The 22,279-nt window shown below is 61.0% G+C and carries 17 protein-coding genes and 1 pseudogene; 12 read left to right on the top strand and 6 right to left on the bottom strand.

Annotated elements, in window-relative coordinates; all coding sequences use genetic code 11:
* The 9 genes from BZ163_RS21095 to BZ163_RS21135 all read left to right on the top strand — a co-directional run.
* Positions 1–129 (top strand): aldehyde dehydrogenase family protein (locus BZ163_RS21095; protein WP_073664670.1); only part of this gene is annotated, 129 nt, incomplete at its 5' end.
* A 188-nt stretch (positions 130–317) separates the two neighbouring features.
* Entirely contained in the window at positions 318–1,598 is a 1,281-nt protein-coding gene (gene eutH, locus BZ163_RS21100; protein WP_128872452.1) for an ethanolamine utilization protein EutH, read from the top strand.
* A gap of 98 nt (positions 1,599–1,696) precedes the next feature.
* On the top strand, positions 1,697–3,091 hold the full coding sequence (locus BZ163_RS21105) for an ethanolamine ammonia-lyase subunit EutB (RefSeq protein WP_128872453.1): 1,395 nt from the start codon (positions 1,697–1,699) through the stop codon (positions 3,089–3,091).
* Complete coding sequence (gene eutC, locus BZ163_RS21110) at positions 3,088–3,924, top strand: ethanolamine ammonia-lyase subunit EutC (protein WP_128872454.1); 837 nt, start codon at positions 3,088–3,090, stop codon at positions 3,922–3,924. The genes BZ163_RS21105 and eutC overlap by 4 nt, the downstream gene beginning before the upstream one ends.
* 112 nt (positions 3,925–4,036) lie before the next feature.
* Complete coding sequence (locus tag BZ163_RS21115; RefSeq protein ID WP_128872455.1) at positions 4,037–4,498, top strand: N-acetyltransferase; 462 nt, start codon at positions 4,037–4,039, stop codon at positions 4,496–4,498.
* Between the two features lie 293 nt (positions 4,499–4,791).
* Complete coding sequence (locus tag BZ163_RS21120) at positions 4,792–5,448, top strand: DedA family protein (protein WP_128872456.1); 657 nt, start codon at positions 4,792–4,794, stop codon at positions 5,446–5,448.
* Between the two features lie 6 nt (positions 5,449–5,454).
* A complete protein-coding gene (locus BZ163_RS21125) occupies positions 5,455–6,267 on the top strand; it encodes a zinc-dependent peptidase (protein ID WP_128872457.1) in 813 nt (270 codons plus the stop codon).
* A gap of 113 nt (positions 6,268–6,380) precedes the next feature.
* Positions 6,381–6,908 carry an inorganic diphosphatase gene (gene ppa, locus BZ163_RS21130; RefSeq protein WP_028620880.1) on the top strand — a complete coding sequence of 176 codons (528 nt, stop codon included), beginning with the start codon at positions 6,381–6,383 and terminating at the stop codon, positions 6,906–6,908.
* Positions 6,909–7,136: 228 nt separating this feature from the next.
* Positions 7,137–7,883 carry a S24 family peptidase gene (locus BZ163_RS21135; RefSeq protein ID WP_128872458.1) on the top strand — a complete coding sequence of 249 codons (747 nt, stop codon included), beginning with the start codon at positions 7,137–7,139 and terminating at the stop codon, positions 7,881–7,883.
* Positions 7,884–8,515: 632 nt separating this feature from the next.
* On the opposite strand, the gene BZ163_RS21140 is transcribed toward BZ163_RS21135, so the two are convergent.
* The 6 genes and pseudogenes from BZ163_RS21140 to BZ163_RS21165 all read right to left on the bottom strand — a co-directional run bounded on the left by BZ163_RS21140 (position 8,516) and on the right by BZ163_RS21165 (position 18,691).
* On the bottom strand, positions 8,516–9,331 hold the full coding sequence (locus BZ163_RS21140) for a YfaP family protein (RefSeq protein WP_128872459.1): 816 nt from the start codon (positions 9,329–9,331) through the stop codon (positions 8,516–8,518).
* Between the two features lie 3 nt (positions 9,332–9,334).
* Positions 9,335–10,953, bottom strand: a pseudogene (locus BZ163_RS21145) (DUF2300 domain-containing protein).
* Position 10,954: 1 nt separating this feature from the next.
* Positions 10,955–15,520, bottom strand: a complete 4,566-nt coding sequence (locus BZ163_RS21150; protein ID WP_128872460.1) for an alpha-2-macroglobulin — start codon at positions 15,518–15,520, stop codon at positions 10,955–10,957.
* Entirely contained in the window at positions 15,517–16,182 is a 666-nt protein-coding gene (locus BZ163_RS21155; protein ID WP_371916826.1) for a DUF1175 domain-containing protein, read from the bottom strand. The genes BZ163_RS21150 and BZ163_RS21155 overlap by 4 nt, the downstream gene beginning before the upstream one ends.
* Positions 16,152–17,864, bottom strand: coding sequence for a DUF2138 domain-containing protein (locus BZ163_RS21160; protein WP_128872462.1), 1,713 nt, complete (start codon positions 17,862–17,864; stop codon positions 16,152–16,154). Before BZ163_RS21160 ends, BZ163_RS21155 begins: the two co-directional genes overlap by 31 nt.
* 35 nt (positions 17,865–17,899) lie before the next feature.
* Positions 17,900–18,691, bottom strand: coding sequence for a YfaP family protein (locus tag BZ163_RS21165; protein ID WP_128872463.1), 792 nt, complete (start codon positions 18,689–18,691; stop codon positions 17,900–17,902).
* A gap of 353 nt (positions 18,692–19,044) precedes the next feature.
* Here BZ163_RS21165 and BZ163_RS21170 point away from each other — a divergent pair, with 353 nt between their 5' ends.
* From BZ163_RS21170 to dxs, 3 genes are all read left to right on the top strand, one after another.
* On the top strand, positions 19,045–19,287 hold the full coding sequence (locus BZ163_RS21170) for an exodeoxyribonuclease VII small subunit (protein WP_064680011.1): 243 nt from the start codon (positions 19,045–19,047) through the stop codon (positions 19,285–19,287).
* Positions 19,284–20,171 carry a (2E,6E)-farnesyl diphosphate synthase gene (gene ispA / locus BZ163_RS21175; RefSeq protein WP_128872464.1) on the top strand — a complete coding sequence of 296 codons (888 nt, stop codon included), beginning with the start codon at positions 19,284–19,286 and terminating at the stop codon, positions 20,169–20,171. Before BZ163_RS21170 ends, ispA begins: the two co-directional genes overlap by 4 nt.
* A 92-nt stretch (positions 20,172–20,263) precedes the next feature.
* A complete protein-coding gene (gene dxs, locus BZ163_RS21180; RefSeq protein ID WP_128872465.1) occupies positions 20,264–22,162 on the top strand; it encodes a 1-deoxy-D-xylulose-5-phosphate synthase in 1,899 nt (632 codons plus the stop codon).
* Positions 22,163–22,279: the final 117 nt, after the last annotated feature.

Genomic DNA, 22,279 nt, shown 5'->3' on the forward strand with positions numbered 1-22,279 from the left:
CATGCCGCGTTCGGTGGCTACAAGAAGTCCGGCGTCGGCCGTGAAACCCACAAGATGATGCTTGATCACTATCAGCAGACCAAAAACCTGCTGGTGAGCTACGACATCAATCCGCTGGGCTTCTTCTGATCGTTCCTCCCGGCGACTTCGGTCGCCGGGAGGCGCTTTACTATCAGCCCCCTACTTTTTCTCGCATTGGATTCGGCGCTTATCAGCAGCTGAATGCAATGCAACAACCGCAAATCCCCAAACGGCACTGCGCCAGTCGTGCACGCAGCGTCCGCGCATAAAAAAACAACAATAAGGAAGCACCACGCATGGATCAGATCGGCAATTACGTGCTCTATCTCATCATGCTCTGCGCCGTACTCGGCGCCTTCGCGGCGATCTACAACAGCGATGAAGGGCTTGGTAAAGAATTCATGGAAGGCATCCACGCCACTGGCCACATCTTCGTGCCGGCGGCGGGCATCATGGCTTCCATCCCCTACCTGACTGTGGTCATCGAAAAAGCCTTTGGTCCGTTCTTCAGTTCCCTGGGCGCCGACCCGGCCCTGGCGGCGACCATGATCATCGCCTCGGACATGGGCGGCTATCACCTGGCCTCGGCGCTGGCGGCTAGCAAAGAAGCGCTGGTGATGGCGCTGATCACCGGTTTCATGGGCGGTGCGACCATCGTGTTCTCGATCCCCATGGGTCTGGCGATGCTCGACAAGCGCGACCACAAATACATGGCCCTGGGCATCATGTCGGGCATTTTGACCATCCCGCTGGGCGTACTGATCGCCAGCGTCATCCTCGCGTTCAGTAACCCGCTGGTACGGGACCTGGTGTCCACCAACGGTGAAGCCACCTATCAATTGGCCTTGGGCCTGGGCAGCATCTTCGCCAACCTGTTGCCGATCCTGATCTTCGTCGTGGGCCTGGCCCTGGGGCTACGGTTCTTGCCCGACCTGATGATCAAGGGCTTCATCATCTTTGGCCGTACGATGGACGCTGCCATCAAACTGGTACTGGTGTTCTCCATCGTCGAGTACTTCACCGGCGTGTTCACACTGGTGTTCGGCAGCTGGGGCTTTCACCCGATCATCGCGGACGCCGAAGACCAGACCCGCGCCCTGGAAACGGCCGGCTACATCGGCATTATGCTGGCGGGTGCGTTCCCGATGGTTTACTTGCTGCGCAAATACCTGGGTAAGCCGCTGGAAAGCCTGGGCAGCAAGATCGGACTGAGCGCCGTCGGCAGTGCCGGCATGCTGGCAACTATCGCTAACATCCTGGCCATGTTCCGCCTGGTGCGCTTCATGCCACCCAAGGACAAAGTGATCAACATCGCCTTCGGCGTTTGTGCCGCGTTCCTGCTGGGCGATCACCTGTCGTTCACTGCGAACTTCCAGCCCACCATCATCCTGCCGGTGCTGATTGGCAAGATAAGTGCAGGTTTCATTGCCGTGGGCCTGGCGTATTGGCTGTCGGTGCCCAAGGCCTTGCAACTTGAAGCTCAGGATCGCGCCGCCGGGATCATTGCCGAGGGCGAATACCTCGGCCTGCCCCTGCCCGAGTCCCTTGCGCCGAACGGCATCAAGGCGACGGCCTGAGTCAGCTGCATTGAGGTGCGTTGATGACACAGTGCGTGGCATTCTGAGGAATCGCCAGCACTGGGCAGCGCACCTTCCTATTTGAAACGGAGACAGAAATGGCACGTTTTTCCCATACCGTCGGCGCCCAGGTCTACTGCTTCGACGATCTGAAGGAAGTCATGGCCAAGGCCAGTCCGGCGCGCTCCGGGGACTTTCTGGCGGGTGTCGCGGCACTCAACGATGGCGAGCGGGTGGCCGCGCAGATGGCGCTGGCGAATATCCCGCTCGCCCACTTCCTGCAGGAAGTACTGATTCCCTACGAGTCCGATGAAGTCACCCGGCTGATCATCGACACTCACGATAAACAGGCGTTTGCGGCAGTCAGCCACCTCACGGTCGGCGGTTTTCGCGACTGGCTGCTCAGCGATGCCGCCGACGAACACAGCCTGCGCGCCCTCGCCCCCGGCCTGACTCCGGAAATGGCCGCCGCCGTGTCGAAAATCATGCGCGTGCAGGACCTGGTGCTGGTGGCGCAGAAAATCCGCGTGATCACCCACTTCCGCGGCACCCTGGGCTTGCGCGGCCGGTTATCCACGCGCCTGCAGCCGAACCACCCCACCGACGAGCCCGCCGGCATCGCCGCGAGCATTCTCGACGGCCTGTTGTACGGCAATGGCGATGCGATGATCGGCATCAACCCGGCCACCGACAGCATCAGCTCGATTTGCGCCATGCTGGAAATGCTCGATGCCATCATCCAGCGCTACGAGATTCCCACCCAAGCCTGCGTGCTGACCCACGTCACCACCTCGATTGAAGCCATCAATCGCGGTGTTCCACTGGACCTGGTGTTCCAGTCAATCGCCGGCACCGAAGCGGCCAACGCCAGTTTCGGCATCAACCTCAACGTCTTGCAGGAAGGCTACGACGCCGGCCTGAGCCTGAATCGCGGCACCCTGGGCCAGAATCTGATGTATTTCGAGACCGGCCAGGGCAGCGCCCTGTCGGCCAATGCGCACCACGGCATCGATCAGCAGACCTGTGAGACGCGTGCCTACGCCGTGGCGCGACATTTCAAGCCATTCCTGGTGAACACCGTCGTCGGTTTCATCGGCCCGGAATACCTCTACAACGGTAAACAAATCATCCGCGCCGGCCTCGAAGACCACTTCTGCGGCAAGCTTCTGGGCGTACCGATGGGCTGCGACATCTGCTACACCAACCACGCCGAAGCCGATCAGGATGACATGGACACCCTGCTGACCCTGTTGGGTGTGGCCGGGATCAACTTCATCATGGGCATCCCCGGTTCCGACGACATCATGCTCAACTACCAGACCACTTCGTTCCACGATGCGCTCTACGCTCGCCAGACCCTGGGGCTGAAACCGGCGCCGGAGTTCGAACAATGGCTGGCGAAAATGGGCATCTTCACGCAGGCGGACGGCAAAATTCACTTCGGCGACAGCCTGCCGCCGGCCTTCCGTCAGGCCATGGCGCAACTGGGATGAGTGTTGTAATGGATAAACCACCTGTTGATCAGCAAAACCCGTTGCTGGAGCTGCGCCGCCTGACGCCCGCGCGGATCGCCCTGGGCCGCACCGGCACCAGCATGCCCACCCATGCGCAGCTGGATTTCCAATACGCCCACGCCCAGGCCCGGGATGCGGTGCACTTGCCGTTCGACCATGCCGCGCTCGGTGCGCAACTGGCGGCGCGCGGACGGGAAAGCCTGTTGCTGCACAGCGCGGCAACGGACCGTAACAGTTACTTGCAGCGCCCCGACCTGGGGCGAAAACTGAGTGATGCATCGGCGCAGACCCTGCGCGATCTCGCAGCGACCAATCCCGGCGGTGTCGATCTGGCCATCGTCGTCGCCGACGGCTTGTCGGCCCTGGCCGTTCATCGCCATACCGTGCCATTTCTGACACGGATGGAACAACAGATCGAGGCTGAGGGCTGGTCTGTTTCACCTGTGGTGCTGGTTGAGCAAGGCCGCGTTGCCGTGGCCGACGAGATCGGCGAGTTGCTGGGCGCCAGGATGGTCGTCATCCTGATCGGTGAACGCCCTGGCCTCAGCTCGCCAGACAGCCTGGGGTTATATTTCACCTACAATCCAAAGATCGGCCTGACGGATGCTTATCGCAATTGCATCTCCAATGTGCGACTCGAAGGCCTGAGTTACGGCATGGCGGCCCATCGTTTGCTGTATCTGATGCGCGAAGCCTGTCGGCGGCAGTTATCGGGGGTCAATCTCAAGGACGAGGCCCAGGTTCAGACGCTGGAGTCGGACACTGGTGCAGATACAAAAGGTAATTTCCTCCTCGACCCGCCGCATGCCTGAACCGTTTCCGCATTGCGTTTCCATTCCAGTTTCAGGCAGGATCGATGCACGGCCGCCAGGGTTTCCCATCGCCGTCACGACGTAAGACAGCCACTTGAAGACGAGACCTACCATGCGGATTATTCAAGCGACCCTCGAACACCTGGACCTGTTGACCCCATTATTCGTCAAATATCGCGAGTTTTATGGCTCGTTGCCGTATCCGGACTCGTCCCGGGCGTTCCTCGAGAAACGCTTGCGTCGCAAGGAGTCGGTGATCTACCTGGCCCTGGCCGATGACGACACCCAGCGAGTGATGGGGTTCTGTCAGTTGTACCCGAGCTTTTCGTCGCTTTCGCTCAAACGCGTGTGGATTCTCAACGACATCTACGTCGCCGAAGATGCCCGCCGCCAGCTGGTGGCTGACAACCTGATCCGCACGGCGAAGAAAATGGCCAAGGAAACCAATGCCGTGCGCATGCGTGTATCCACCAGCAGCAACAACGAAGTGGCGCAGAAAACCTACGAATCCATAGGATTCAAGGAAGACACCGAGTTCAAGAACTATGTGTTGCCGATCAGCGACGAGCTCTGATTCGCCGCACATTTGTTGTAGGAGCAAGCTTGCTCGCGATAGCCGTCTGGCTTGCGATACATGTGTTGAATGACACACCGTCATCGCGAGCAAGCTTGCTCCTACAAAAAAAACGCGCCAATCCCCGCTGTCCTGTGCGAAATCCCCCGCTACAAACTCGACGCGCTTTTCACCCTCCAGCCCGTATAATGCTGACCTTTCCGGCTTGTAAGAAAAACTACCCCCATCCGTAGGCTTTCGCGAAGTCATCCGCACAGGCCTGCCGAGTCGGGCCGACACCACAGGTGCCCTCCATGGATTTCAACCCGCTCGACCTTATCCTGCATCTCGATGTTTACCTCGACTTGCTGGTGAACAACTACGGGCCATGGATCTACGCCATCCTGTTTCTGGTGATCTTCTGCGAGACCGGCCTGGTGGTAATGCCCTTTTTGCCGGGCGATTCCCTGCTCTTCATCGCGGGCGCCGTCGCAGCCGGTGGCGGCATGGACCCGGTGCTGCTGGGCGGTTTGCTGATGCTGGCGGCGATCCTCGGCGACAGCACCAACTATGTGATCGGACGAACGGCGGGCGAAAAGCTCTTCAGTAACCCGAACTCGAAGATCTTCCGTCGCGATTACCTGCAACAAACCCATGATTTCTACGACAAGCACGGCGGCAAAACCGTGACCCTGGCGCGATTCCTGCCGATCATCCGCACCTTTGCCCCGTTCGTCGCCGGTGTGGCGAGAATGCCGTACCCGCGTTTCTTTGGCTTCAGCGTCCTCGGCACCATCCTGTGGGTCGGTGGCCTGGTTACGCTCGGGTACTTCTTCGGTAACGTACCCTTCATCAAGCAAAACCTGTCGTTGCTGGTGGTCGGCATCATCCTGCTGTCGCTGGTACCGATGATCATCGGCGTCGTCCGCAGCCGCTTCGGCAACGCCGCGTCCAAAGCCCACCCGCGCTGATCCGGCATGTGGTCGCTTAGCGCCTGGCGTCGCCGGCGCATACTGGGCAAGCACCCGATTGCCGACGACATGTGGCAGCGGGTGCGCCATCACCTGAGTTTCCTCGATGGCATCAGCGCCGCCGAAGACCAATGGCTGCGCGAAGCCTGCGTGCTGTTTCTCGACGACAAACACCTGACCTCCCTGCCCGGTGTCGAACTTCACCAGGAGCAACGTCTGCTGCTTGCCGCCCAGGCGCAACTGCCGCTGCTGCATCTGGGTAATCTGAACTGGTATCAGGGGTTCCACGAAATCGTTCTGTACCCCGACGACTTCCTCAGCCCCCAACGCCATCGTGACGCCAGCGGCGTCGAGCACGAGTGGGATGGCGAGCACAGCGGCGAGGCCTGGCAACAAGGCCCGATCATCCTCGCCTGGCCCGGCGTGATGGCCAGCGGCGGCTGGGAAGGCTACAACCTGGTGATCCACGAACTCGCGCACAAACTCGACATGCTCAACGGCGACGCCAACGGCCTGCCGCCGCTGCACGCGGACATGCGAGTCAGCGACTGGGCCAAGGTCATGCAAGAGGCCTACGACGACCTCGACCGCCAACTGGAGCGCAATCCCGACGCCGAAACCGCCATCGACCCGTACGCAGCGGAAAACGCCGCCGAGTTTTTCGCGGTCACCAGCGAATACTTCTTCAGCGCCCCGGATTTGCTGCACGAGGCGTATCCTGAGGTCTATCAGCAGCTGAAGCTGTTTTACCGGCAGGACCCACTGGCCCGGTTGCGGCAACTTCTGGCCGAAGACCCGGTCTATCAGGCACACGACTAAGGTCTACACGACCTCTGGTCCATAGCAACGGTGGCGGAATATGCCTATAATCGCCGCCACTTTTTGGTCAATCCGGCCAAGTGTTTTTGGTCAACTAACGGGGGCACCGCCCAATGAGCTACAGCAAGATTCCGGCTGGCAAAGACCTGCCGAACGACATCTACGTCGCGATCGAGATCCCGGCCAACCACGCGCCGATCAAATACGAAATCGACAAAGACAGCGATTGCCTGTTCGTTGACCGTTTCATGGCCACCCCGATGTTCTACCCGGCCAACTACGGTTTCATCCCGAACACCCTGGCCGACGACGGTGACCCCCTCGACGTGCTGGTCGTGACCCCGTACCCGGTTGCTCCAGGCTCGGTCATCCGCGCTCGTCCGGTCGGCATCCTGCACATGACCGACGACGGCGGCGGCGATGCCAAAGTCATCGCAGTCCCACACGACAAGCTGTCCCAGCTGTACGTCGACGTGAAGGAATACACCGATCTGCCGCCGCTGCTGCTGGAACAGATCAAGCACTTCTTCGAGAACTACAAAGACCTCGAAAAAGGCAAATGGGTGAAGATCGAAGGCTGGGGCGACGCAGAAGCCGCTCGCACCGAGATCATGAAGTCGGTTGCCGCCTACAAAGGCTAAAGCCAGCTGTCAGCGTTTGTCTGCAAGCTGCAAGAAAACCCCGGTTGATCCGGGGTTTTTTGTGGGCGCCTGAAAAACCTTCTTTAAACACGCCGTATAGGAGTCTGTGAACATGAGTTTTGTTGTTTAATTTCCCCCAAACGCGTCTTACATCCGGTCGAAATTTCCCTCGTAAATTGAACAGTTCGTTTATTCAAAGCCCCACCCGGCGCCAGTAGACTCGCTTTCATGAAAAAGAACACTAGCGGTCCACGGTTTAAAGCGCTCCTCGAAGCGGCGAACATTACGACAACAGGATTCGCCGAATTCCTGGATACGGCGCCGCAAAACGTCCACAACTGGTACACCCGCGGTGTGCCCGCCCACTGCATGGAAGAAGTCGCCAGAAAACTGTCCGTGAACAGTCAGTGGCTGAAAACCAGCGAAGGCCCGAAAGACCCCAAGGAACTGCGTCTGCTCGACGAGTCCGGCAACACCTTCGACGCCCAGGCGATCCGCGGCACCTACCGGGTCATCGAACCGACCGATGTCGAGCTGCCTTTCTACAAAGAAACAACCATCACGCCCGGCACCCACAAAACCCAGGTCGTGAAGGACCCCAGCCAATCCATCCGCCTGCCTCGCGTCGATCTCGACTCCCTGGAAATCAACCACGCCGACGCCATCTGCGCGCGCATGATCGGCAACAGCATGGCCGAAAAGATTGAAGACGGCTCTCTCCTCGCCATCGACCGCGGGCTCACGCAAATTATCGATGGCGAGATCTACGCCATCGAGCACGACGGCATGTTGCGAATCAAATATCTGCATCGGATCCCGGGCAACGCATTACGCATGCGCAGCCACAACAGCGCCGAATACCCGGATGAAATCTTCAGGGCTTCGCAAATCGAAGAGCAAAATATCAGGGTATTGGGCTGGGTCTTCTGGTGGTCGACCCTCAACAAACGCAGGCCGCCGGTGCCGTTCTTATAGCTTTTTTCATGGGCAAGCCACCCTCAAGGACAGCACAACCTTGTAGGAGCAGAGCTTGCCCGCGAAGGCGATGGAACAGTCACCATCGAAGCTGTGATTGCATTCAGCCCAAAGCAACCAGTGCTCTATTGCGCACACCACACTGGGAATTTCCCAAAAAAATCAGTATGCTGCGCCCCACATTTGCGCATCGACCCTTCCCAAGGCTCAGATCGCACCGACCCGGCAGATCACTTTCTCGCCGAGTCCCACAGCCGGACGCAAGATCCGGGTGTACGTTTTGAAGGCTAGCGCGGTTTACCAAAAATAAACCAAGCCAGTCCCCGAGAAGCCGGCCACAAGCCGGCTTTTTAATGTCCGGAAAAAAGACGTTATCAGAGGTATTTCTTTTATGCCCCTCACCATGCACCCTGCCGACAAAGACTCAAGACAGCATTCAATGGCCGAGGGCTAGTATGGCAAAGTGGAAGACGCGCTCGTAACGACGGTTAAAGACCGGCTCGTAGCGCCTCAGCGAGTCAAAGTAAGTCTGGACGAGCTAGACACATTTGACGACGAATGATCATGCGTTAACTGGGGCAGCAAGCCTCGGCCTGATTCACTTCTCCGACAGCATGCTGGAAAATCTCTACTCACGGATAACTAAACCCCTTAACCAACGTCAACTCCCCCACCGCTCGCATTGGCACCAGGAACGTCTCCATCTTTTCGTCAGGCGTCCCTTCCTCCGTAATCACCGTCACTTGCGCCGTGGTCAGTGCCTGAACCGCCTCCTCTTGCCCCGACTCATCACTCCGATACCCGCCCCCAAAGTAATTCACATACACCAGATACTGCCCCTTGATCGGTGCCGGCATGGCGAAGATCTCCGGGCCGTAGCCTGTCGTCACATCGACATCGAGCGCCGCACCATTGGGAACTGCGCGATCGCCGTACCAGATGTGCGCGCCATCCGGGGTTATCAGGTGCAGGTCCAGATCCGTGCCATCGCTGTCCCATGCCAGCAACACCCGCAACTTGGCCGGTGTAGCACCGCCACTGGTGTTGAGGAACTGCGTGCGGTGGCGTTGCTGGCCATCGGGGCTGCGCACTTCGACGCTGTTGCTGCCGTTGGGGAATGAGAACGGCCGATCAAAACGGCCAGCGGGGTCGATCTTCAGCGGCATGCTGACGCCATTGATGATCAGCCGGCCGGGTTCATCGGTCTTGGGCGTAGCTTTGATCTGACCAGTGATGCGTGCGGTGTTGGCCTGCCCGACCGGGGTGTTCACCGAGGACGCGGGGTAGTTGATGACCTGGCGGAAGGTTTCGCCTTCACCTTCGGGGGCACCGGTACGCCAGCCGCCCATTGGCGTGTCGAGTTTGACGGCGGCGTCGGCGGCCATCGTCATCGGCAATACGCAACAGGCGTAAAGGAACAGCAAGCCCTGTGGATAACGGAGTTTCATGGTCTATTCCAGCAAGAGGTGGCGGGCGAGCCCTTCGATGTAGGTTTCATCCTGGCCGTTGGGGTGTGCTTCGAAGGCCAGGTGCAGGTATTCGTGGGTCAGGTCGAGACGGTCTTGCAGCGACAGCACGCCGCGCACGTAGATGCGCTGGCGTTCGCGGTCGACGTAGGGGCGGCCGAAGGTCAGGCGGCAGACGGCGAAGGTGTTGACTTCGTTGTAGCCGGTTTCGCTTGCCAGGCGTTGGCGCCAGCCGCGGCGCTGTTGTTGTAGCCAGTTTTGGGCGGCTGGGAGTGCTTCGCAGGAGGCCACGGGATTGTCCCAGCGACTGAGGCTGGCGCGTGGATAGGCGTGCAGCAGGATGGCGTCGTAGCGTTGGCCGGCGCTGGCTTGTTCGACGGCTTGTTGCCAGGAGAGCTGGTCCGGACCGGGTTGGTCGGAGTGGTAGGTGATGGCGCTGCCGGCGAGACCAGGTCGCTGGTCCAGGCGGCGATGTTGCGCGACTCGGCGGTGGCCGGTCGTGGGGCGACACGCTGACGATTGCTGCTGTCGTCGATGCGCAGGCAGTCGCCGTTGCGGCTGGCGTTTTGCAGGAGATAGGTGCGGATGGCGACGGCCAGGGCTTTGGCGGCTTCGGCGGGTTCGGCCCTGGCTTCGCGCTGCAGGACGCGGGCGACGTATTCTTCACGGTCCAGGCGCGCGACCAGCTTGTCCTTGAGCAGAAAGAGTTCGCCGTCGCTGTGGATATCGAGTTGGTTGCCGTTGGCGAATTCGACCCGGTAGTCGCCCTGCATGGGCCCGGATTCAACCACCCGATCCCCGGCGAGAACGCGTCCGATCGGATAGCGGGAAAACAGCCCGACTTCGACGCAACGCCCCGCGTCTGCTGGCCACTCAACAGGCAGCACCGAAGACAGTGCTTCGCCGTAATCGCGCAACACCCTCTGACTGGTTCCTCGGCCACCGGCCCAGATCGGCGTTCCATCCGCCAACCACCCGGCAAACCCACCCTGGCGCGACCCAGGATCCTGATCGTCCAGCCAACTCCAGGTTTTCACTCGCAACCGGCCGCCAAGCTCGCCCACGACATTGCCGTCGGCGGCGTGCAAAACCAAATCGAGTAGCACCCGCCGTGCCTGATCCTGCGCTGGCATCATGCTCAGCGCCTGCAATAACTCAGTCACTGAAACCCGAGTGGCAGGCTGCAACGACGGCAAGTCCAGCAACCACTCCGGCGCCTGGCGCGCCTGCCAGTACTGGCGCCACTCAACGCCAGTAATGCGCAAACGCTCAGGGTCAAAATACAACCCGCAGGACTTTACCAGCGCTTGATCACGCTCGATCTTGCCGCCCGCCGCGCAGCAATAAACCTCCTCTGTCGACTGCCCGCGACATTCATAAGCCGGTTCACGCGCGCCGGTGTCCACCAGCCAGCCATAAACAAACAACTTCCATACACTGCCCAGCGGAGTCTCCAGCCCGGAAGGCAATGGTTCCCGGGAGATCAACCGGGTCTGGTTCAAGGACAGCAATTGCCCCTTGAAGCCCAGGCGCAGCGACTCATCCTGTGCAGTGGCCAGCGCAGGGATCAAGCACAGCAGCAACCAGACCATGGACCGGGCCATGTCAGTGGACCGTGACCTGGCCCAGTGCCGGCTTTTGTTCCTGGGCCTGATGCTGTGGCGCATAGACCTGGGTGAAGCGAACCGGCGGCAGGTTGAACTGACCTTTTTGCGAGAAGCGCACCAAGTGACGCAGGCGCAGTTCGCCGCTCAACGCATCAACCGGAATCGCATAAGCCATTTGCCCCGGCTCGAAACGCGCTTTTTCCAACGCGGTCGGCTCAGTGCCAGCCTTGCCGATGAGCTTGATGCCCCACGTCGTGCGCTCGACGTCCGCACCCGGTGGCAGCGGCACTTCGAGCATGCCGTAGCGCAGCGGCTGCGCGGCTTTGCTGGTGATGATCACTTCGTCCAGGTAGAGGCTGTCGCTGGACAACGGCTTGTTGCCGACCGCTTCCAGTTTGAAGTTGAACGCTTCGTCACCCGGCACCAGACGGGACAGGCGACGGGTGATGGTCACGGCCGACGGTTCGACCGGAGGTTGCAGGGTCTGATAACTCAACGCGGCCCGCACCGGACGCTCTTGCGCCCCGTCCAGGGACAGCAGCGCAGGCACGGACGAAGCACCCTGCCACGTCCAGTAAACTTCACCGGTCGCCCCCTGCTCCGGCTTCCAGCCGTCACCCGGTTTGAGCGCGACGGCGGGCGACGCCTGCTCGATACTGTGCTGCAACCAGGTCAGCGCCAGTGCGCGTTCCAGCGTCGATTGCCGGGGGAGCAAACGCTGCAACAACGCGTGAGCGTGAGCCTGGTCGAAGGTCTTCAGCGATAGATTCAACGCTTCGGCAAACGGCTGGGAACTGACGTCCAGGCGCTGCTGCGCATCCGCCAGTTGCCGAGTGAACGCCTGCGGCATATCGACCTTCGCCTGGCGCGCCAAAGACGCGGTCAGCACACGAGCACTGGCCAACCCAAGCGCCGAATCCGGATCGCTCATGACGATGCTGTCCTCGCCATCTTCCATCAGGTTTGCGGCATGGCCCTCGCCGGCGTTCGCCAGGTCATCCATCAATCCACTGAGCAAGGTGTTCACCGGCAGTTGCATCTGTTTGGCGAAGGACACAATCAGCGCCCGCTGCAACAGCGGCGTGTTCTTCGCCTGTTTCGCATAGACCTCCAGCACTCGCTGCCAATGCTCCGGCGGCAGGCTCAGCGCCAGCGCCTTGCTGGCGTGCCAGTCGGCGTAATAGGCGTAAGCGGTGAGAAACGCATCCGGCTCGCCATCCATGCCCCACCAGGTGAAGCTCGCCGACGGCCCGGCCATTTGCACCAGGCGTAGACGGCTGTTCTGCATGATCAGACGCAAGCGATCGCGGATCCGCGGGTTCGATGACAGCGTCGGATAGGCAATGCTCAATGGCAGCAAACGGCTGGCGGTCTGTTCAACGCCGCCGTACGGATAACTCAGCAAATCGTCCAGCGCCGAACGGAACAGCGCTTGCGCACTGTCATCCAGGCGCAGGCGAATATCCGTCGCGTCCGCGGGCAAAGCCAGCGGCGTATCACCGCTGGCGACGTCCAGGCTTTGGCTCTGGATCACCTGCCAACCTTCACCGGTCGTGGTCAGGCGCACGGCCAGGGCGTCAGCGGTTTTGCCGTCTTGCACCAGCTCAGCGGCCCACTCGCCATTGGCCAATTCGAACGCTGGTAGCGCGACGTAATTGATACCGTTATTCAACGTCACCGGGACACGCTGTTCGGTGCCGCCGTAATGAATCACCAGTTCAGCCGCCACCGGTTGCTCGCCCTGGCTGAAGGCGAACACACCGAGATCCGGTTTATCGCCGCGCCGGAATCGGCTCGGCCCGCTCCACTTCAAGTACAGCGGCTTTTCCGAGCGCACGAACTGCTTTTTCTGCCCGACCTGACCGTCATCGGCGATGGCCCGGGCGGTGATGCGCCAGCGGGTCAAGGAGTCCGGCATCTTGAACGTGAAGCGGGTTTTGCCGTTGGCATCGGTCAGTAGTTCCGGTTGCCAGGCGGCGGTGTCGACGTCTTCGCGACGCGGGCGCTCCAGCACTTTCACCCCGCGCTCGCTGCGGTTGGCCTTGCCCGGCGCGCCTGGGCTGCCCGGCAATGCCACGTCATAGCTGATGAACGACAGGCTGGCGCTGGTGCGCACGTTGTTGCGGCGCGGGTGATAGAAGAATTGGTCGATGCTCGGCGCGACTTCCGGTTGCAGCGCGTAGACCATTTCGTCCACCACACTGACCGTCAGGTGCGCCGGAATCGGCTTGCCGTCGAACTCGGTGGTGAGGTCAACCGACACGGTATCGCCCGGCTGATACGACTCTTTATCGGTGGCGATGGCGACGTCGATCTGCGGGGCAATCACCTTGATGCCAGCGTTCTGGAAGCTGTATTGACCACTCTTGGTGTAGAGCACGGAGAAGGTCAGGTTTGGCGCGAAGCTGTCTTTCACCGGAATCCGCGCGCGGTATTGCGTCTCGCTGAGTTTTTCCACTTGCAGCCAATCGTCGCCCTTGGACAGCAGCGCCGTGGCCTCGACTTTGTCCCGCTCCAGCGACAGCAATGCATCGCTGACCGGCTCAGGGAAAGTGATCAAGGCCAGCGCTTCATCGCCGGCCTTGTACTGCGGTTTATCGAGGACGATCTCAACGGTACCGGGCACGGCCTTGACGCCCTCGCCGGTGACCGAATGGCCCGTGGCGCCGATGACTCGGCCCTGATCATCCTTCAAGGTCAGGTTGTAAGTGCCCGCACGCTCGAACGCCAGCGTGAAGCCTTTGTCGGTGGCCACCAGCTGGCCCTCGCCGGTGCTCTGGTCTTCCAGACGCACCCAGCCATAACTGCTCGGCGTGACGGCTTTGCCCTGCTCGCTGCCACCTACATTCAGATAACTGAACGCGACCTTGTCGCCCACCGCACTGAAACGCTGGGGCGCGCTTAGACTGAAACTCGCGGCGCCGCGGTCGATGAGGATTTCCTTGGTGGTCTTGACCCGATACGCCGCGCCATCGCTGGCAAACACGGTGAGCATATAGCGGCTCGGTTTCTCCGCTGCCGGCAGGTCGAGGGTCGCGTTGCCTTTGGCATCGGTCGTCAGTTCGGTACTGGTCAGCTCCACCGGGAATTGCCCGAGGTACTGCAGTTCGTTGTCGACCATCGACAGTTGCTGGGCGCGCAGGCTGAGGCTCAATTTGGCATTGGCCACGGGTTTGCCGTCCGGGTACAGCAGCACCAGGCTACCTTTGACCGGTTCACCGGTGCGGTAATCCTGCTTGGCCAGGTTGAGCGAGATTTCAAAGTGCGGCTTGATGTATTCGGCGACGCGAAAGGCACTGCTGTAGGCCTGGTCCTTGTAGCTGAAACGCAATTCATAACCGCCGGCCACGGCGTTGTCCGGCAATTGGAAGCGACCTTGGGTCCCAGCCTTGGAATCGAGCTTCAGCGCCAGGGATTGCAATGCGGTGCCGGTTGCATCGAGCACGGTGACGTTGACGTCGGCGGCGGTCGGCTGCACCGAGTCACGAGCATTCTTGAACTCGCGACCGACGATTTTCAGCGACACCCAATCCCCCGGCCGATACAGCGGCCGGTCGGTAAAGGCATAGAGTTTGGTGTCGTAGATTTCGCTGTCGTAGTAGAAATTTTCGGAGACGAACACCCCACCCTCTTCGTCCTCGCCAATCACGAACGAACGCTCCGGGCTGACGTGTTTCAACCGTAGCAACCCATCGGCATCGGTGGCGCCACTGCTCATCACGCCCAGACCATCGGTCCACAGCACATTGACCTTCGGCACCGAACTGCCTTGGTGTTTGCGCGCGGCCCAGACCAGCAACTCGTCACCGGCGATCTTGCTCACCGCCACGGTGTTGGAGACGAAGACCATGGTGGTCGCGCGGTACTTGCCGATCAGTGCTTCCACCAGATATAGACCCGGCTTCAGGTTGCCCAAGGGGATGTAGACGTTGCCCGGTGCAACACTGACGAATTCGCTGGAAGAGCCGGCCAGGTTCACCCCGGCTGGCGGCTGGATCGGTTTGGCTTGCCACAGCGGATAACGGAATTGGCTGATCACCGGCAAACCTGGAATCAGCGCAAATTGCGGCTGCGCGTCGTAGGGCGTTGGCGCGGCGATGGCCGTACCCATCTTCAATTCCGGCACTTCTTCGGTGACTTGTTTACGCGACTCGTAGGAAAACGCCCGTTGCATCACTCGACGGGATTTTCGGCACCAGTTGTCCCACAGGTAGGCGAGGGTATTCGACAGGCCTTCGCCTTTGAATTGACCATCACTGACCACCCGGTGCAGGTTCTTCTGACGCTTGAGGAAATCCAGCGGCTTGTCGATCCGATACACGCGAATGTCGGCGCCGCCGTAAGGCTCCATGCGAAATCGGCGATAGTCGCGGCCCGGCGCTTCGAGGCGCACCATTGCCTGTTCATCGCTGGCAAAGCGGCTGTCGGCCAACAGGAAAAAGCTTTCACCGGCCACTGGCTTGTAGCCGCTTGGCTCGACGGTGTCTTCGGCGTTGACCACCGAAAAAGGCAGGACCCATACCAACAGCAGAGACAAAAGACGCAGCATGCGGGCACCGCTCATTGGGAGAGAAAATTCAGTCGATAGACGCCGATGAAGTTGGGGTTGGCTGCGTCGGGAATCCATCGGGTGTCCTTCCATGTCATGAGTTGCTGCAGGCTCGCGGAACGCATGCCGTTGTCTGTAGGGGTGGTGGTGCCGGTGTGATAGGCGATGTAGCGGCCCATCCAGATCATCAGGTGCTGGTCGTCGCCCTGATCGAAAAACATCAGGTCGCCGGGCCGGGCCTGCGCTATGTCGCGGCCGACCAGATGGCTGTTGAACTGGATCAGCTTGATCGCGTTGACGTAAGGCCCGACCTTGCCGCCGCCCTGCTGCCATTGCCGGGCGAGGCTTCGTTGCGTATCGCTCAGTAGCATTTCCGGTGGCAGGTAGCGGTTGGACAGGCCATTGCTGCGCAGCCATTTATCGTCATGGACTTTCAGCGCTTCGTTGGCGGCAAACCGCACCAGGCCGGCGCAGTCCTGCTGGTACCAGCGCGGGCTCGGCCCCTGGGTCAGTTGTTCCTGGGCGATGCGCACGAACCAGGCGCGGAATACCTGGGATTGCTGCGGGTCGAGCGCTGCAGCTTCGTTGGCAAAGACGCGACTGCCCAGCAGCATCGCCAGCAGGCCGAGGCCTCGGATGAATGCGCTCACAGGGCTTTCCACTCCAGCGGCAACCATTGCCAGTGGCCGTCGGGCTCGCTGCCTTCGGGCAAGGTCAGGGCATACTTGCCGTAGCCGCCGAGCTTGCGCAGTTTCGGGATCAGGTAAGTTTGCGCGGCGTTGTAGAACACCGGCGCCATGTCCTGCGGCAGGCTGTCGAGGGTTTCCCGCTGCATCAGTTGCGCCATGGAATCCGGGCCGAAGTAGACCGGCATCAGCAGGTCTTTGGGTAAGACGTCGGCCATGGGCGGGAAGCGTTTGTCGAGGGTGCCGAGGGCTTTATCCACCAGCTTGTCGTCGAGGGAGAACAGTAGCGTCGAACCGTGGCGCGCCAGGCTCACGCGCATGAATGCCTTGCCAGTAATCGCGTCCGGTTGCTCGGCATCCCGGGCTTTATAGGGGCCGAAGTTGGAGCTGACCTGGCGCTGCCACTGATGGCTGTCACCTACCTGCTTCTCGACCACCGGGAATATATGCGCGTCGACCTTGCCTTCGTAAGCACCGACCATGGAGCCGAACAAATTACCCAGATCGCCGTCGAGCTTTGCGCTGTCATCGTCGTTCAGGCTGACCACCAACAATGGCGTATACAGCCGCGAATCGGCATACCAGCACAAGCCGGCGGCACCTGCCATGTGTTCGGTCAGGGCCTGTGCAACCGCATCGTCAGCGCCGAGTTTTACCAGCAATGGTTGCTGTTGCTCGGCGGCCAAGGGCAAGGCCACACAAGCGCTGGCCCCCATGGGCATGGCTTGCCAGATGGGCTTGAAATCGAAGTCCGGCTGGTTTTCCAGTTCATCCATGGCGAGAAAGCTGTGCCAGCCCTTGTCGTCCATGTCGAAACGCAGGCCGGCGAAGTTGGGGATAAAACGCTGATAACCCATGGCCAGGACGCTGGCATTGACTGACAAACGTTGTTTCACCTCAGGCGCGCGAGGTTGCAGGCCGAAGGCTTCGGGGAACAATTGGTCACCGTTGAGCAATGCGGCGATGGCCTGGGTCGAGACGCTGCCCGGTGCTTCAGGTGTGCCGCTGCCTGGATCGTAGAGCCTGGACGGATTCGACAGCACCACCAGCTTGTCGCCATGGGAGGCGAACACCATGGCCTTGCTGGCGTTGTAGTTGAGCTGATAAAGCGCCACGTCGTCGGCGCCGACTTTCACCTCGCCAAGCCTGCTCAGCTGCGTATCATCCAGCGCCACTTTGGCCAGCGGTTCCAATACCTTGGCCAGGCCACCGCGATCCATCACCAACAGGAAATCCTTGAGCCGGCCATCCGCCCCGCGCCACAGCGCCACGTCCGCCGGCTGATCGAACAGCTGTTCGATCAGGCTGTCCTGCAGTTTCAGGTCATGCTCGTAAATGATCCGCCGCAGACTGCCGATCAGCCCGAGACGATCGGCATGGGTTTGGTAATAGAAGACGAAATCTTCGGTGAGGGTTTCCTTGAGAAACGGCACCGCCAGCAAGTCCTTGGGCAATTGGCTCAAGGAATGGGTTTCGAGCAGACCGTCCGGCCGGCTCATGCCTAATTTGTCGCTGGCCAATTGCGCCGGCGGCGCCTTGGACTGGTGCATGAACCAGCCCAATCCGCCAGCCGCGCCAGCCACCAGGCACAGTCCGCCCAACAGCACCGGCCAGCGCCGGGTAGGTTTGGCGGCAGGTGCGGTGGCGGCCGGCGTCACAGTGTTATCGCTCATTTCACAACACCCAATTCATCCGTGGTGCGGGATGTTCAATAGTTGAAAGTCTTGACCAGCAGCAGGTCACCGATCGCGCGCAGGGGCACGATGAAGGTCTCACGTTTCTCGTCGACAGTGTTTTCGTTCAGTACCAGGTTGATTTGCGAGGTGATCACCTCGTTCTGGTTGCCGCGCTCATCGAAGTTATAGCCGCCACTGCCGAAGTTGCCCCAATAGTTCACATAAACCAGATAAGTGCCATGCATCGGCGCGGTCATGGTGAACATTTCCGGGCCGGGGCCGTCGACGCCATCCGGGTCCAGGCCACCGCCGTTGTTCATCGCCGGGCGCGCCCAGAACGCATGCTGGCCGTCGGGGGTAATGATATGCAGGTCGAGCTCGGCCTTCGGATCGTCCCAACCCAGCACCAGGCGAATCCGCGCCGGCGTGCGCAGGTTGTTGGCTTCATAGAATTGAACGCGCTTGAGCGATTGGCCTTCGGCACTGCGCACTTCGACGCTGTTGGAACCGGCGCCAAAGGCATACGGCCGGGCGAAACGTCCCTGGTCGTCGGTGTACAGGTTGAGGGGATTGCCGTTGACCGCCAGGGTATGGGGCCCGCGTTGGGTGCCTATGGCCTTGAGCTGGCCTTCGATCATCGTGCGATTGCGCTGCACGCCGCGGTCGATGGGCGGCGTGGGATAGGCAACCTGAGGCTGTTCACTGCGGTCCAGCAGGCCATGGTAGCGCCAGCCGCCTACCGGTTCCGACAGTTCGGCCGTGGGTTCGGCCCTGGCAGCGGTGGCGCAGACCAGCCCCATCAGCAACAGCAGCAATGAACGCATGTGACGCCTCCTGCCATGCCTGACGAAACCTTGCGCCTGATCCTCGGCGCGTTACAGATCCAAGCCCTGCGTTTCGTCTGAAAGCCCCGTGACCGTGGGGTTGTAGAAGACCCGAAGATTAGCCATTCAGCGGTTTTTTAACAATCAGACAGCTCTCTATTTGCTGTAGGAATTATGGGATTTGCCGGGCGTGAGCCGAATAGCGCGCTTATTCGGCTCACAAAATGAGCCGAATAACCAAAATCACTCTTGGAGGCGCCGCAAACTGCAACTCCCAATACCCCGCTCATTTGCCCATACCCCCCATGTCTGCTAGTGTCGCGCCGGTTTAACGTCAACCGGAAATAGCCGCCATGGCCCGCAAAAAAGCTGCACTGGATTTCGAACAATCGCTCGCTGAACTGCAAACGCTGGTCGAGCGTCTGGAGAATGGCGAATTGTCGCTGGAAGACTCGCTGACGGCTTTCGAGCAAGGCATCGGCCTGACCCGCGATTGCCAGGCGGCGCTGGCCCAGGCCGAACAAAAGGTTCAAGTGCTGCTCGAGCGTGATGGCGAGTTGGCCGAGGAACCCTTCGACGCGGATTTGCCAGAATGATTGCAGCGTATTCGGCCACCAGCCAGGACCGTGTCAATGCGGCACTGGAAAGCCTGTTCATCGCGCCAGGCCCCGAGCTTGCACGTCTTTACGAAGCCATGCGTTACAGCGTGATGAATGGCGGTAAACGGGTGCGTCCGTTGCTGGCCTACGCCGCCTGCGAAGCGCTGGGCGGCAAGGCTGAGCACGCCAACGGCGCAGCGTGTGCCGTGGAGCTGATCCACGCCTACTCCCTGGTGCACGACGATTTGCCGGCCATGGATGACGACGACCTGCGTCGTGGCCAGCCGACCACGCACAAGAAATTCGACGAAGCCTGCGCGATCCTGGCGGGCGACGGTTTGCAGAGCCTGGCCTTCAGCGCCCTGCTGGACCCGCGCCTGAGCGCTGTGGATGCCGAGATCCGCCTGCAAATGGTCAGCGCCCTGGCGTTGGCGGCAGGCCCGGCCGGCATGGTCGGCGGCCAAGCCATCGACCTCGGTTCGGTCGGCCTGAAGCTCGATCAGAAAGCCCTTGAGTACATGCATCGGCACAAGACCGGTGCGCTGATCGAGGCCAGCGTCCAACTCGGCGCCCTGGCCAGCGGCCGTGCCGAGAAAGACCAATTGAAGTCGCTGCAGGCTTATGCCCAAGCCATCGGCCTGGCGTTTCAGGTGCAGGACGACATTCTCGACGTCGAAAGCGATACCGCAACCCTCGGCAAACGCCAGGGTGCCGACATCGCGCGGGACAAGCCGACCTATCCGGCCCTGCTCGGCCTCGACGCAGCCAAGGCCTACGCCCTGGAACTGCGCGATCAGGCCTTGCATGCACTGCGACCGTTTGACGCGGCCGCCGAACCGTTGCGCGACCTGGCCCGCTATATCGTCGGCCGGCGCAGCTGACGGCGTATCCGCCAACTTGAGACCTACGCGTGGGCAGGGGGCGATGCATCAGGTAAACTGCCGCATCTTTTATACCTATAACGATTCGCCTGATGCCCACGACGTTTCATGAGATTCCCCGCAAGCGCCCGACCACGCCCCTGCTCGACCGTGCCAACACGCCGGACGGCCTGCGCCGGTTGGGCGAAGCCGAGCTGGAAACCCTGGCCGATGAGTTGCGCCTGGAATTGCTCTACACGGTCGGTCAGACCGGCGGGCATTTCGGTGCCGGCCTGGGCGTCATCGAGCTGACCATCGCGTTGCATTACGTCTTCGACACCCCGGACGACCGGCTGGTGTGGGATGTGGGTCATCAGGCCTATCCGCACAAAATCCTCACGGGCCGTCGCGAGCGCATGGGCACCCTGCGCCAGAAAGACGGCGTCGCCGCTTTCCCGCGGCGCTCCGAGAGCGAGTACGACACCTTTGGCGTCGGCCACTCCAGCACCTCGATCAGCGCAGCGCTGGGCATGGCCATCGCCGCCCGCCTGCAGAACAGTGATCGCAAGGCAATCGCGGTGATCGGCGACGGTGCGTTGACTGCCGGCATGGCGTTCGAGGCGCTGAACCATGCGCCGGAAGTGAACGCCAACATGCTGGTGATCCTCAACGACAACGACATGTCGATCTCGCGCAACGTTGGCGGGCTGTCGAACTACCTGGCGAAGATTCTTTCCAGCCGCACTTACGCGAGCATGCGCGAAGGCAGCAAAAAGGTCCTGTCGCGCCTGCCCGGTGCCTGGGAAATCGCCCGTCGCACCGAAGAATACGCCAAAGGCATGCTGGTGCCCGGCACGTTGTTCGAAGAGCTGGGCTGGAACTACATCGGCCCGATCGACGGCCACGACCTGCCGACCCTGATCGCCACCCTGCGCAACATGCGCGACCTGAAAGGCCCGCAATTCCTGCACGTGGTGACCAAGAAAGGCAAAGGCTTCGCCCCGGCGGAAGTCGACCCGATCGGTTACCACGCCATCACCAAGCTCGAACCGGTGGACGCGCCGGCCGCTGCGCCGAAAAAAGCCAGCGGGCCGAAGTATTCCGGCGTGTTCGGCGAATGGCTGTGCGACATGGCCGCTGCCGACCCGCGGTTGGTGGGCATTACCCCGGCGATGAAAGAAGGCTCGGACCTGGTGGCGTTCAGCGAGCGTTTCCCGCAGCGTTACTTCGACGTGGCGATTGCCGAGCAACACGCCGTGACCTTCGCCGCCGGCATGGCGTGCGAAGGCGCGAAACCGGTGGTGGCGATCTATTCGACGTTCCTGCAACGGGGTTACGACCAGCTGGTGCATGACGTGGCCGTGCAAAACCTCGATGTGCTGTTTGCCATCGACCGCGCAGGCCTGGTGGGCGAAGACGGCCCGACGCACGCGGGCAGCTTCGACCTGTCGTTCCTGCGCTGCATCCCCGGCATGTTGGTGATGACCCCGAGCGATGAAAACGAACTGCGTAAAATGCTCACCACCGGCCACCTGTTCGACGGCCCGGCGGCGGTGCGTTATCCGCGCGGCTCCGGCCCGAACGCGACGATCGAGAAAGACCTCGAGCCGATCGAAATCGGCAAGGGTGTCGTTCGCCGCCAGGGCAGCAAGGTCGCCCTGCTGGTGTTCGGCGTGCAGCTGGCAGAGGCGTTGAAAGTGGCCCAGACGCTGGATGCGACCGTGGTCGACATGCGCTTCGTCAAGCCGTTGGATGAGGCACTGGTGCGCGAGATCGCCGGCAGCCACGAGCTGTTGGTGACCGTCGAAGAGAACGCGATCATGGGCGGTGCCGGCGGCGCGGTCAGCGAGTTCCTCGCCCGGGAAAACATCCTCAAGTCGATGCTGCATCTGGGCTTGCCGGACAGCTACGTCGAGCACGCCAAGCCTGCGCAGATGCTGGCGGAGTGCGGATTGGATGAGGCTGGAATCGAGGCATCGATTCGTCAGCGCCTGCAATTGCTCAATTTGTAAACCCAATCGCCTCCTGTAGGAGCCGGCTTGCTGGCGAAGGCGTCCTCAAGGACGCCAAAAGCTTCGCTGGCAAGCCAGCTCCTACAGGGGACCGAGTTTTCTTCGATTTCTACGAAT

This window comes from Pseudomonas sp. VI4.1, assembly GCF_002029345.1.
Classification (GTDB): domain Bacteria; phylum Pseudomonadota; class Gammaproteobacteria; order Pseudomonadales; family Pseudomonadaceae; genus Aquipseudomonas.

Coding starts and splice junctions, on each gene's coding strand:
- eutH (WP_128872452.1), top strand. CDS start 318: ATGGATCAGATCGGCAATTACGTGCTCTATCTCATCATGCTCTGCGCC.
- BZ163_RS21105 (WP_128872453.1), top strand. CDS start 1,697: ATGGCACGTTTTTCCCATACCGTCGGCGCCCAGGTCTACTGCTTCGAC.
- eutC (WP_128872454.1), top strand. CDS start 3,088: ATGAGTGTTGTAATGGATAAACCACCTGTTGATCAGCAAAACCCGTTG.
- BZ163_RS21115 (WP_128872455.1), top strand. CDS start 4,037: ATGCGGATTATTCAAGCGACCCTCGAACACCTGGACCTGTTGACCCCA.
- BZ163_RS21120 (WP_128872456.1), top strand. CDS start 4,792: ATGGATTTCAACCCGCTCGACCTTATCCTGCATCTCGATGTTTACCTC.
- BZ163_RS21125 (WP_128872457.1), top strand. CDS start 5,455: ATGTGGTCGCTTAGCGCCTGGCGTCGCCGGCGCATACTGGGCAAGCAC.
- ppa (WP_028620880.1), top strand. CDS start 6,381: ATGAGCTACAGCAAGATTCCGGCTGGCAAAGACCTGCCGAACGACATC.
- BZ163_RS21135 (WP_128872458.1), top strand. CDS start 7,137: ATGAAAAAGAACACTAGCGGTCCACGGTTTAAAGCGCTCCTCGAAGCG.
- BZ163_RS21140 (WP_128872459.1), bottom strand. CDS start 9,331: ATGAAACTCCGTTATCCACAGGGCTTGCTGTTCCTTTACGCCTGTTGC.
- BZ163_RS21150 (WP_128872460.1), bottom strand. CDS start 15,520: ATGAGCGGTGCCCGCATGCTGCGTCTTTTGTCTCTGCTGTTGGTATGG.
- BZ163_RS21155 (WP_371916826.1), bottom strand. CDS start 16,182: ATGGTTGCCGCTGGAGTGGAAAGCCCTGTGAGCGCATTCATCCGAGGC.
- BZ163_RS21160 (WP_128872462.1), bottom strand. CDS start 17,864: ATGAGCGATAACACTGTGACGCCGGCCGCCACCGCACCTGCCGCCAAA.
- BZ163_RS21165 (WP_128872463.1), bottom strand. CDS start 18,691: ATGCGTTCATTGCTGCTGTTGCTGATGGGGCTGGTCTGCGCCACCGCT.
- BZ163_RS21170 (WP_064680011.1), top strand. CDS start 19,045: ATGGCCCGCAAAAAAGCTGCACTGGATTTCGAACAATCGCTCGCTGAA.
- ispA (WP_128872464.1), top strand. CDS start 19,284: ATGATTGCAGCGTATTCGGCCACCAGCCAGGACCGTGTCAATGCGGCA.
- dxs (WP_128872465.1), top strand. CDS start 20,264: ATGCCCACGACGTTTCATGAGATTCCCCGCAAGCGCCCGACCACGCCC.